The 10,438-nt window shown below is 63.8% G+C and carries 13 protein-coding genes and 1 riboswitch; of the genes, 5 read left to right on the top strand and 8 right to left on the bottom strand.

All coding sequences use genetic code 11. The features are described from left to right. The first annotated feature begins 1,129 nt into the window (after nt 1-1,129). Complete coding sequence (locus tag A2J02_RS06855; protein ID WP_068048425.1) at nt 1,130-1,345, top strand: hypothetical protein; 216 nt, start codon at nt 1,130-1,132, stop codon at nt 1,343-1,345. A 14-nt stretch (nt 1,346-1,359) separates the two neighbouring features. Here A2J02_RS06855 and A2J02_RS06850 read toward each other — a convergent pair whose 3' ends face one another. Next, the gene (locus tag A2J02_RS06850; protein WP_068048422.1) at nt 1,360-1,644 is read right to left on the bottom strand and encodes a GNAT family N-acetyltransferase; all 285 of its coding nucleotides are present in this window, start codon (nt 1,642-1,644) and stop codon (nt 1,360-1,362) included. Between the two features lie 187 nt (nt 1,645-1,831). Between A2J02_RS06850 and A2J02_RS06845 the strand changes: the two genes are divergently transcribed. Together A2J02_RS06845 and A2J02_RS06840 are read left to right on the top strand one after the other, a co-directional pair. Further along, nucleotides 1,832-2,602 (top strand): hypothetical protein, encoded by a 771-nt coding sequence (locus tag A2J02_RS06845; protein WP_068048419.1) that lies wholly within the window; start codon nt 1,832-1,834, stop codon nt 2,600-2,602. A 230-nt stretch (nt 2,603-2,832) separates the two neighbouring features. Continuing rightward, nucleotides 2,833-3,153 (top strand): homoserine dehydrogenase, encoded by a 321-nt coding sequence (locus A2J02_RS06840; RefSeq protein WP_068048442.1) that lies wholly within the window; start codon nt 2,833-2,835, stop codon nt 3,151-3,153. Nucleotides 3,154-3,168: 15 nt separating this feature from the next. Here A2J02_RS06840 and A2J02_RS06835 read toward each other — a convergent pair whose 3' ends face one another. Continuing rightward, nucleotides 3,169-3,531 carry a helix-turn-helix domain-containing protein gene (locus A2J02_RS06835; protein WP_068048439.1) on the bottom strand — a complete coding sequence of 121 codons (363 nt, stop codon included), beginning with the start codon at nt 3,529-3,531 and terminating at the stop codon, nt 3,169-3,171. Between the two features lie 73 nt (nt 3,532-3,604). On the opposite strand from A2J02_RS06835, the gene A2J02_RS06830 reads away from it, so the two are divergent. Next, nucleotides 3,605-4,261 carry an FMN-dependent NADH-azoreductase gene (locus tag A2J02_RS06830; protein ID WP_068048416.1) on the top strand — a complete coding sequence of 219 codons (657 nt, stop codon included), beginning with the start codon at nt 3,605-3,607 and terminating at the stop codon, nt 4,259-4,261. Nucleotides 4,262-4,336: 75 nt separating this feature from the next. Here A2J02_RS06830 and A2J02_RS06825 read toward each other — a convergent pair whose 3' ends face one another. The 6 genes from A2J02_RS06825 to A2J02_RS28610 form a co-directional block, all read right to left on the bottom strand. Further along, on the bottom strand, nt 4,337-5,074 hold the full coding sequence (locus A2J02_RS06825) for an ABC transporter ATP-binding protein (protein ID WP_068048413.1): 738 nt from the start codon (nt 5,072-5,074) through the stop codon (nt 4,337-4,339). Further along, nucleotides 5,067-5,903, bottom strand: coding sequence for an ABC transporter permease (locus tag A2J02_RS06820; RefSeq protein ID WP_197477959.1), 837 nt, complete (start codon nt 5,901-5,903; stop codon nt 5,067-5,069). Before A2J02_RS06820 ends, A2J02_RS06825 begins: the two co-directional genes overlap by 8 nt. Next, the gene (locus A2J02_RS06815) at nt 5,881-6,894 is read right to left on the bottom strand and encodes an ABC transporter substrate-binding protein (protein ID WP_068048410.1); all 1,014 of its coding nucleotides are present in this window, start codon (nt 6,892-6,894) and stop codon (nt 5,881-5,883) included. Before A2J02_RS06815 ends, A2J02_RS06820 begins: the two co-directional genes overlap by 23 nt. After that, on the bottom strand, nt 6,891-7,613 hold the full coding sequence (locus tag A2J02_RS06810; RefSeq protein ID WP_068048433.1) for a TenA family protein: 723 nt from the start codon (nt 7,611-7,613) through the stop codon (nt 6,891-6,893). The genes A2J02_RS06815 and A2J02_RS06810 overlap by 4 nt, the downstream gene beginning before the upstream one ends. Next, nucleotides 7,607-7,706, bottom strand: a riboswitch (TPP riboswitch). (Overlaps the previous gene by 7 nt.) 63 nt (nt 7,707-7,769) lie before the next feature. Then, nucleotides 7,770-9,167: a sugar porter family MFS transporter gene (locus A2J02_RS06805; protein WP_068048409.1), complete on the bottom strand. Its 1,398-nt coding sequence runs from the start codon at nt 9,165-9,167 to the stop codon at nt 7,770-7,772. A 118-nt stretch (nt 9,168-9,285) separates the two neighbouring features. Beyond that, nucleotides 9,286-9,933, bottom strand: a complete 648-nt coding sequence (locus A2J02_RS28610; protein WP_231893729.1) for a hypothetical protein — start codon at nt 9,931-9,933, stop codon at nt 9,286-9,288. Nucleotides 9,934-10,031: 98 nt separating this feature from the next. Between A2J02_RS28610 and A2J02_RS06795 the strand changes: the two genes are divergently transcribed. Beyond that, on the top strand, nt 10,032-10,438 hold a 407-nt coding region (locus A2J02_RS06795), incomplete at its 3' end, for a carboxylesterase family protein (RefSeq protein WP_156516127.1).

The following is a 10,438-nucleotide window of genomic DNA, read 5'->3' as shown; positions in this document are numbered from 1 at the left end:
CGCCGAACACAACATCCCAGAATGGCCCCCGACCACGGTCGAGGGCCATTCTGCATTTCGAAACCACCCATCACCACACCCACGAGCATCCGACGAACGCGCGCGCACCTCACGAACGCGCGCACCCGACGACGAACGCGCACCCGCCACGAGTGCGGCCTGCCTGAACTAGTCAGCCGGCAGACGACGCCACCGCGGACGCTCTTACGAACGCGCGCGCCTTTGCGACGAGCGGGGTCTGTGTCTGAACTGGAGTGCGGGCAGACGACGCGACCGCGGACCACGAATCCGCACGCATCCGGTACGGTCCGGGCCTGGACCCGGTTGCCGACAGGCGACGCGACCGCGGACGCTCATAGGAGCGCAGACGCGCGCGCGTTCGCTATCCGCGCGCACAATCGCGCCCCGACAAGTCACCATTCCCCGCGCACCTGACGAACGCGCGCGCACTTGCGGCGAGCGGGGGCGGGGCAGTCGGGGTCTGTGTCTGAACTGGGGTGCGGGCAGACGACGCGACAGCGGACTGTGTACTCCGGCGCAGACGCGAGCGCGTTCGCTATCCGCGCGCAGAATCGCGCCCCGACCACTCGCCATTTCCCGCGCACCTGACGAACGCGCGCGCGTTTGCGAAGAGCGAGGCCTGGACCCATGTGCCGGCGCGAGGTTGCGGGTTCGCAATCTCCATCTCGACTCAGCGAACGTCAGAAACGAGTAGTACCGGGCAGCGTCCAGGGTGTCGGTTCGATGTGTCGTCACTGTCGGGGTCTCACGGCATCGCAGAGAGGGCGTAGTCGACGCGAATCACCATCTGCGCCAGGAGAATTGGTGGGATGCAACCCCTTCGTCGTCGTCCGCTGAATTTAATCGGTGGAGTTCGTCGCCGCAGCCGTGCATGATCGTGGCACAGGCACATCGCAGAGACCGTGGAGGTGGACAATGACAGCAGACGCGAATTCCGTGCGCCGTCGATTCGTCTACACGCGGATTGCCATGGCTGCCGATCATGCTCTCTGAGTGAGCCTTCGGCGCAATCGGCCGGTTCCTGCCGACGATATGCATCGATCGACTCAATACTTCGCCGCACAGCAATGCTCTGTGCTCGGCGTCCACTCTTGTTGTAGGAGAACAGATGTACCACTACGAACAGATCCTGAACGAACATCGACAACGCGTCGCGCGGGGTGCGCAGAACTACGAACGGCGTCGGGTCGCGGCGGAGAGAGCTGCCGAAGCAACTGTTGCAGAAGAGATTTCATGTGACGGTGAGGCTGCGGAGGACATGGCCTCGAAGGACTGCGAATCGGAATCCGAGATCAGCTTCGAGGTGATGTCGTCCCGTCGCTGACGGTCAGAGGACGGTCAGAGGACGGTCAGATGTGAATAGCGATCGCCCGCGGCTGCGATGAAGTCGCGAACGAACCAGCACGCGGGGACAACGCGCAGACCCTGCGTGCTGGTGTCGTCGAGCGCGTATTCGGTGAGGGCGGCGGCAAGTCCTCGGCCGCGAAACTGCGGAAGCGTCACGGTGTGATGAAACGTTCGCGATCCGTCCGATTCGAGGTACTCCGAGTAGCCTGCCAGCTCGGAATCGACATGGATCTCGAACCTGTGGTCAACAGTGTCGTGGGTGATCTTGACCGGCATGGTGGTACCTCCTGGCCGAGTTTCGGTGTCACCACGGTAACCGGCACTCCTCCGGTGGGGCGTTCTGCGGTTACTCGAGCAGGCATCGACGCAGTAGGGTGAGGGAAACCGAGTCGTGCCAGCGCCACCCGTCGCAACACCGCTCTTCATAAGTACGGGTCGCTCTCGAGGCTGAAGGTGGCAATCCGTGGAAGACACATCCGACCGGGGAATCAAGGCATTCATTCGAACCGTCGCTCAGCGCGGTGGACGTGCGGAGCGGCTGACAACGTCGCGTCGAAATCCCGTGCAGGTCTGGTCGATGGACGGCACGTCGTCGTGCATAGTTCGAGTTCGATCGAAGGTGACGGGTGATTGGAAGGCCCGCAGGCAGGACGAATCGCTCGAGAGTGACGACACCGGATCCTCGTACTGGGTGTTCGTCGATCTCGCGAACGAAGAGCCGCGTTTCTACATGGTGTCGTCGGAAGAGATGGCCACCGACATTCGCGGAGAGGTCGACCTCTGGGTCCAGGATTCGCCACTGCGCACCAGGACCGGGCACCACGCAATCGCGGTGGACCGAGTGCTGCACGGCAGCGAGCGTTGGGACCTGCTTGGTCTGAGCTCGACGCTGGACACGACGATCGATGTCGGCCCCGAACAGACGTGGGTACGTACTCCCCGGGTGAAAGCACCCCGTAAGTCGGCCAAGGCGGCCTTGGAAGAAGAAGTGATCGACAACCGAGTACGCCTGGTCGCCGATTGCGAGGGCTATCGGCTGAGCGGACGCTACGATCCCGAAACGCAGCGACTCGAGATCACCGCAGGACCGATGGAAGGCCGACGGTTCGACAATCCTTCCGTCGCTGCCAGTGCGGTGGCAACGCATATCAGTGGTGATGTCGAAGAGCGTGACGGTTGGGAGTTCTGGCAACTGGACACTCCGGATCGTGCTCCGCTGGGATCGTTTCAGTAGAGAACCACAGCCCGGGACTGTGTAGTTGTGACTCCTCATCAAATCGCCTTTTCCGGTCAAAACCGGAGAAAGGTCCGATTAATCTGGCCCTGGTAGGACGAGCTCCCTGTTTTAGCCCCTGGGTCGAATCGATGTTCGAGAGTTCGTCCGATCATCGAAATTCGGGTACCAGCGAGCTCAACGGTCGACAGTGCGAGGGGTGCTGTCGACCGTGGGGAGAGGTCTTCACCATGGAACATTCCTTCCGGACGGGCTCCGCCCATGCGTCCCGCTTCCTGTTCCTCATCGCCCAGTTCGTCGATCGCAGGATCCCAGCCGAGTTCTTCTCGGCTCAGTTCCGCGAGCTGCAGAACACCCAATCCACGTATCTCGATGCCGACGTCTCTTCGGTCATCGGAATGCTGTCGGTCGACGTCGGCGCTTACCTTGGAGACGTCGAGGTCCGAGGGGTGGACTACATAGACTCCGAACAGCTCTGGCTGGCCGCCGGACAGGCGTTCCGTGATCTCATGACGGTCCAGTCCGAGCACTTCGAGCGCGAGGCCGGGTGACGGCAACCGTCATCGTCACCGGAATCGATCACGATGCCGCAGAAGGTCTTCGAGCCGAAATCGCCTGTGGGTGCCGCGCATTTCGATCGGTAGATCGCCCGCATCGGCCAACCGTCTGACATAGGTGTCCGAAACACCGAGCACCTCGGCAGCGTGCGAGGTGGTCAGCAACTCGTCCACGGTACCGACGGCCACCGCCCGGCCGGTCGCGAGCTGGGTGAGAAGTTCCAACACCGCGCTGCGTGTCGCGTCGTCGAGTCGGACCTCCGAACCGCCGATTCTGATGTCGACGTCTGACCCGGTGCGCTCGTGAACGACCGCCGCCAGCGAGGTGGCCGATCGCGAGTCGAGGGCAGGCATGACGAATCGGAAGTCCATTCGTCCAGGATAGGAGCGAGCGAACGCGGCGGTACGCATAGGCTCGAAGCACCCAGCATGTGAGGAGCGTTCAGTGCCGCAGTTGTTGCACCTCGATTCGTCCGCCGACCCGGTCCGCTCGACCAGCCGGCGGGTCACGGCCCGCTTCTCTGACGCCTGGCATGGGATCGGCACGGACCACTCGGTGATCCATCGAGACCTGCACACGAGTCCGCTGCCGCATCTGCCCACCTCCGCGCTGCATTGGGCACCTCATCTGCGAACCGCAGACGAAACCGTCGAGCCATCTGCCGAGGCGCTGCAGGTCGAACTGATCGAGGAACTGATCTCTGCGGACGCGGTGCTGATCGGTGCGCCGATGTACAACTGGTCGATCCCATCGACCCTGAAGGCATGGATCGACTACATACACGTTCCGGGCCTCACCGTGCCGTTCGACAGTGACACCGCACCCCTCGTCGGCAAGCCCGTCGTCGTGGTGACCAGTCGGGGAAACGACTACACCCCCGGTACGGACAACGCGTCCGCCGATCACACCACTGCACAACTGCGTCAGGTGCTCGGAGTTGCGCTGGGAATGGAGGTTCACTTCGTTCCGGTCGACTTGACGCTCGCCGAGCGGGTGCCGGCACTCGCTCCGCAGATTCCCAAGGCGCAAGCCAATCTCGAGGCGGCGTTCTCCGCCGTCGACGATCTCGCGCTGCGATTGGGTGGGACAACTGCCAGGTGAGGGCCCAGTAGCCTGGCGAAGTCCGCTCGAACGGCCAGGCAACGACACCACCCGAGGTCGGCGTCGTGATGTCGGTCAGAGCGTCGACGCGCTGAGCAGAACGTCCATCAGCTGCTTCTCGACCGCTGCGAACTGCGGCGTCGTGACGATCTCGAGCCCGCGTGGGCGGGGTAGCGTCACCTCGACCTGGCGTCGAACGTGGGCGGGTCTGGGGGAGAGGACGATCACGCGATCGGAGAGGTAGACCGCTTCACGGATGTCGTGCGTGATCATCAGTACCGTCCATCGAAACTCCGACCAGACCTGCTGCAACCAGGCCTGCATGTCGCTTCGCGTCAACGAGTCAAGCGCCCCGAAGGGCTCATCGAGCAGCAGTACCGATCGACCCTGAACCACCGTGCGCAACAGCGCCGCTCGCTGGCGCATACCGCCGGAGAGCTCGAACGGCCTGGCCGACTCGTACCCGTCCAGGCCGAAGACCGGGAAAAGCTCGCGTGCCCGCGCACGCGCCTCCTTCTTGGCGACGCCCTGCACTTCGAGACCGAGGGTGGTGTTGTCCAACACCGAACGCCACGGAAACAGCAGATCCTTCTGCGGCATGTAGGCGCACGGCGGTACGCGAACCGTGCCGGAATCGGGTCGGTCGAGCCCGGCGAGCATGTTGAACACAGTGCTCTTGCCCGAGCCACTGGGACCGATGATCGATACGAACTCACCAGGCTGCACCCCGAACGAAATGCCGTCGAGCACAGGCTTTTCGCCGAACGACTTGGTGAGATCGCGAACATCGATGAAGGTGTCGGGTTCAGACATGAAGACCCACCGAACCGTGGCGCGCCCAAGGTGCGACGAACCGCTCCACCACAAAGGTGGAGACGAACAGGACCACACTGATCACGGCCGTCACGGCAACCGCGGCGAGAACCAGATCGGTACGAAACGAGTTCTTCTGTTGACTCATGTAGATGCCGAGCCCTGCACTGGCTCCGGCATATTCGGCAAAGATCGCGCCGACCACGGCGTAGGTGATTCCGATGCGAAGAGAGGTGAAGAATCGCGGAAGCGCCGACGGAAGCCGCACGTATCGAAACTGTTGCCAGCGCGAGGCTCCCATGCTGGCCAGCAGCGATCGCGCGTCCCGATCGGCCGCCGCGAAACCCTCGATGAGCCCGATGGCCATCGGGAAGAACGTGGCCAGTGCGATCACCAGGATCTTCGGAAGCAGCCCGAAGCCGAACCAGATGATCAACAGCGGCGCGATCGCGATGATCGGGAGCGTCTGCGATACGACGAAGAGGGGAACGAACGCGCGCCGCAGCCACGGCGAGAAATCCACCGCGATGGCCAGCAACCACGCCAGGGCCAGGGATACCGCGAAGCCGACGAGGGTCACCTGCAGGGTCGCCGCCGCGTTCTCGGCAATCGCGTCGCGCTGCGCCCAACCCTGGACCACCACGCGGCCGGGGGACGGCAACACCTGCGGTCGGATGCCGCTGATCTCGACATAGATCTGCCAGGCGGCGATGAGTAGGACGACGACGGTCAGCGCGGGCCACGCCCACCGCAGCGAGGCTCGGATACCGCTGAACGAGTAGGAACCCCGGTCAGCGGCTACCGACTCACCGATCGCCGAGGTAGTCATTGGTGAAGTAGGTCGACCAGTCCGGCTCCGCAGTCAGAGGTGCGCCGTTCTGATCGGCCAGCACACCGCTGTCGTAGAGGAATTTCGAGTACGCGGCCCACTTGTCGAGGCTCTGTCGTCCTACCTCGCCGTTGGAGTCCTTCATGTACTTCGCGGCGAGCATCTCCTGGCTCTCGAAGACGAGCGATTCGTCGGTGAAGGTTCCCGGGTTGGCGTCGATCAGATCCTGTGCTGCCTTGTCCGGATCGTCGGCAGCGAGCTGGTAGCCGCGCTGCAGTGCCTGCACGAACTTTCTCGCCTCGTCCGGGTGGGCGTCGAGCCACGGTTCGTTGCCGCTGATCGTGATGGCGTAGGCGTCGGGAAATCCGTAGTCGGTGTAGTCGAAGTACTTCATCGGAGTTCCGCTGTGCTCGGCCTCGATGCCTTCCCACGCGAAGTAGGAGACGGTGAAGTCCGCGGTACCGGAGTAGACCGCCTCGTACGCCGAAGTACCCAGTACCACGGTCTCGTATTCGCCTGTGCCGCCGTCGTTCTTGATGACCTGTTGCAGGCCGGCCTGCTCGCCGGACTCACCGAAGCCGGCATAGACCTTGCCGTCGAGTGCTTTCGGGCTCGGGATGTCGTCTCTGTCTGCACGAACTCCGATACCGGTCGCCCAGTGTTGGAGCGGCGCGAGGACCGAGACGGTCTGCGCGCCTGCGGAGGTGGCGAAGACGCCCGAACTCTGTGTGCTGATTCCGAACTCGGCGTTTCCGGCATCGACGAGAGTATCTGCCGCGGTGTTGTTGTACGGGAGGATCTCCACGTCCAGGCCTGCGTCTGCGAAATAACCCTCCTGCAGGGCTACGTACAGGCCGGTGTGGTTGGTGTTCGGCGTCCAGTCGAGGGCGAACCGAATGGTGTTCGAGTCCGTCGAGTCCGAGCAGCCCGCAAGTCCGGTCGTGGCAACGACGGCCGCCGCCAATGCGGCGAGAATCCGAGTGGCTCTCATGCGTACACCGCACTCTCGGCCAGGGGCCATGGGGTGGGATGTAACGCGCTGTCCCAGAACATCAATTCGTATCTCGATGCCACGAAGAAGGCGTCGATCATCTGTTCGCGCTGCGTCGGCGTCGCGGCCGCTGCGGCGTCATCGACGAATGTTCTGGCGGCGTCGACGATGGCATGAAATTCCGGCGCGTCGTACGCGGCCACCCACTGCGCGTACGGATGCTCGGGATCTCGATCGAGAACCGCCTTCGCTGCCCTGGCGAGTGAGCGGCCGACGTCGGCGTAGATCCAGAAGCACGGCAGAACAGCTGCTGCCGCAACAGGATACGGTTCGGTCGCCGCCGTCGCGGTCAGGTAGGACGTGTAGCCCAGGCATGCAGGTGAAGGCTCGGGCGTCCGGGTCGACGGGGGCAGCGCTCCACCGGTCAGCATCGCTTCGTGCGATGCGGCTTCGTCCATCGCACTCGCGGCGGCGCTCGCCCAGAACGCGCCGACGACCGGGTTCGGTGCATGCGCTGCCAGCAGTGACAGCGATTTGACGTATCCGCCCAGATAGAGCGAGTCCTGTTCGAGATACCGACGGAACGCGTCGAGCGGAAGCGTCCCCGCCCCGAGGAGCCGAAGAAATTCGAGGTCGTCGATCGCACGTCGAATGTTCTCGGACGCATCCCACAGTCGATCGGTGAAGCGGACCGGGTCCGCAGATACAACAGGCGTCATCGCCTTGACATCCCTTCGTCAGCATTACCTGCATCAGGTTCGGCGGGTTTGATCTCAGCATCCGCATCGGCGGACACACCCCGTGTCAGAACGACAGTGACAGTAACACCGGTCACTCGATGGCGCTGCTGTTGCCCCTGTATCTGCGGTCCGGCATCACCCCAGCATGTCTTCGAGCTCCATACCCTTGGTCTCCCGGATCTTGGCCTTGACGAAGAAGAACGAGAGCGCGGCGAACAATGCGAATCCTGCGTAGATCACCCACAGGCCCACAGACGACGTCAGCGGCGGGAAGGCAAGCGTGACAGCGAAGTTGGCCATCCAGTTGGCTGCGGTACCGATGCCGAGCGCCATGGCGCGCATGCGGTTGGGGAACATCTCACCGAGCATGACCCACATGATCGGACCCCAGGTCGAGGCGAAGAAGATGACGAACAGATTGGCCCCGACCAAGGCGATCGCACCCCACGGAGCGGGCAAGGTGACGTCGTCGCCGCTGCCGGTTGCTTGCGAGAACGCCACCGACGCCATCACCAGTCCGGCGAACATGCCGATCGAGCCACCCATCAGCAGCTTGCGCCTACCGATACGGTCGACGAACAGGATCGCCACGAATGTCATGACCACGTTGATCACCGCGGTGATGACGGAGGTTGTGAACGACTGATCCTCGGTGAATCCGACAGAACGCCACAGCGTCGTCGAGTAGTAGAAGATCGCGTTGATGCCGACCAGCTGCTGCAGCACAGCCATGGTGATGCCCACCCAGACGATGGGTTGCAGGCCGAACTTCGGACCGCGAATGTCGGCGAACGACGAACGCGACTCCTTGCGCAGCGTCAGCCTGATCTCGTGGATGCGCTCGTCCGGGTGCAGTTCCCCGGTGATCTCGGCGAGGACTCGGGCTGCTTCCTCGTCGAGATGCTGACCGACGAGGTAGCGCGGAGACTCCGGGATGAGGGTGGCAAGCAACCCGTACACGAGAGCGGGAACCACGCCGACCAGGAACATCCAGCGCCATGCCTCGATGCCGAACCACAGGTCGTTGGACGCGCCGTCGGCTGCGCCTGCGAGAGGAGCGTCGGACAGTAGAGCGGCGAAAATGCCGATGGTGATGGCCAATTGCTGGAGCGAGGCCAAGGATCCGCGCCATTTGGCCGGAGCGATCTCGGCGATGTAGGCCGGGGCGATCACCGAGGCGATGCCGATTCCGAGGCCACCGAGTACGCGCCAGAGCATGAGGTCGGGGACGCTGAAGGCCAATCCCGAACCGATCGAGGAAATGACGAACAGGGCCGAGCCCAGCAGCATGACTTTCTTGCGTCCCCAACGGTCTGCGAGGCTGCCGGCAAACCAGGCACCCACTGCGCACCCGATGAGCGCGATCGCGACCACGAAGCCTGTGGTGAACGAACCGAGGAGGAAGTGATCTTCGATCGAGTCGACAGCGCCGTTGATGACCGAGCTGTCGAAGCCGAACAGGAATCCGCCCACAGCAGCGGCGATGCTGACGCCGATGACCTTCGCTGTGTGGCGGTCCGAGGTCTGATTCATGAGTGATGCACCTTCCGGCCGCGCGCACAGGCGTCGGCCGCTGGGGAGACCGTACGGCAGGGATTGTCGTACCGTCCCCGGACATTACGCCTGGTTGTTTGCCGCGCGAACGAGACCGTCAACGAAGGTCGAAATCGTCGTCCGAGACGGTGAAACCGTGGCCGACCTGATCGGTGCACGTGACCCCGGTCTGCTCGTCGACGCTGCACTGGAGGCCGTTGGTGGAGCCACTTCCGGGGATTGTGAGCACTTCGCCGTACGGCAAGGCCGCCGCAGTGCCGTCGAAACGGTGGAACTTGGGATCACCCAAGCTCTCGAACTTCGCCGCAGACCCGGCAATCAGCTGCACAGCGTTGGGTTTCACCGCCGTTCCCGACGCCCCGCTGCCGGGAACCTCGGGTGCCGAATCAGGCAGTGACCCGTGGCATCCGGCGATCGAGGACTCGAGCACGGCGATACCGCACTCGAATTTCCCGCTCGGGCTCGTGAAGTAGTACCAGCCGGGTGCTTTACCGGCGTAATCCTGCGGTTCTGCCTGGGCTGCAGCAGGACTCGTCGGTGCCGCCGTGGTGGACGTCGGCGTGGTCGTCGTTGGGGTGGACGGTGATGCCGGCGCGGCGGAGGTGACGGAGGGAGCCGTGGTGATCGGGGTGGGGCGGTCGGTGATCACGGTCGCCATCGGACCGTTGCCTTCCCCGCTCGAGCCGCAGCCTCCGAGCAGGCACGCCCCGACGATTGCCACTGCGGCACATCCGATTGTCTTCATCGTCGGTTCCTTCGCTCGCGGGCGTCGACGCTGTGCGTATCGTCGCCGAGGGGATGGTTGATGTTGGTACGTTGGGCAACGACCGAAGGGGAGGTTCCATGGACACCGCGTCTGACTCCGCTGCGTCCGATTCCACCGTGCTCGTGAGCACGCCCTACGGCGACGTTCTCGGCTATCCGGTCGCTGCCGATGCGTCGCCGATCGTGGCCTGGAGGGGTATTCCCTACGCGACGCCTCCGGTGGGCAAGCTCCGGTTCCGTGCGCCGCGTCCGTTGCAACCCTGGTCGGGGGTGCTCGACGGCCTCGAGTTCGGTGCGATGGCTCCGCAGGGTCGCGACAGTCCGGTGCCGATCGATCCGTCGCTGTCGATTTCCGAGGACTGTCTCACGCTCAACATCTGGGCTCCCCGTCCCGGCGCGGAACTGCGGCCGGTGCTGGTCTGGATCCACGGCGGTGCGTACTCGCTCGGATCGTCCGCCCAGCGGGTCTACGACGGGAGGAACCT

This window comes from Rhodococcus sp. EPR-147, from assembly GCF_001647185.1.
Lineage (GTDB): Bacteria > Actinomycetota > Actinomycetes > Mycobacteriales > Mycobacteriaceae > Rhodococcoides.
This window is presented reverse-complemented; position numbering and strand designations above follow the sequence as displayed.

Coding starts and splice junctions, on each gene's coding strand:
- A2J02_RS06855 (WP_068048425.1), top strand. CDS start 1,130: ATGTACCACTACGAACAGATCCTGAACGAACATCGACAACGCGTCGCG.
- A2J02_RS06850 (WP_068048422.1), bottom strand. CDS start 1,644: ATGCCGGTCAAGATCACCCACGACACTGTTGACCACAGGTTCGAGATC.
- A2J02_RS06840 (WP_068048442.1), top strand. CDS start 2,833: ATGGAACATTCCTTCCGGACGGGCTCCGCCCATGCGTCCCGCTTCCTG.
- A2J02_RS06835 (WP_068048439.1), bottom strand. CDS start 3,531: ATGGACTTCCGATTCGTCATGCCTGCCCTCGACTCGCGATCGGCCACC.
- A2J02_RS06825 (WP_068048413.1), bottom strand. CDS start 5,074: ATGTCTGAACCCGACACCTTCATCGATGTTCGCGATCTCACCAAGTCG.
- A2J02_RS06820 (WP_197477959.1), bottom strand. CDS start 5,903: ATGACTACCTCGGCGATCGGTGAGTCGGTAGCCGCTGACCGGGGTTCC.
- A2J02_RS06815 (WP_068048410.1), bottom strand. CDS start 6,894: ATGAGAGCCACTCGGATTCTCGCCGCATTGGCGGCGGCCGTCGTTGCC.
- A2J02_RS06810 (WP_068048433.1), bottom strand. CDS start 7,613: ATGACGCCTGTTGTATCTGCGGACCCGGTCCGCTTCACCGATCGACTG.
- A2J02_RS06805 (WP_068048409.1), bottom strand. CDS start 9,167: ATGAATCAGACCTCGGACCGCCACACAGCGAAGGTCATCGGCGTCAGC.
- A2J02_RS28610 (WP_231893729.1), bottom strand. CDS start 9,933: ATGAAGACAATCGGATGTGCCGCAGTGGCAATCGTCGGGGCGTGCCTG.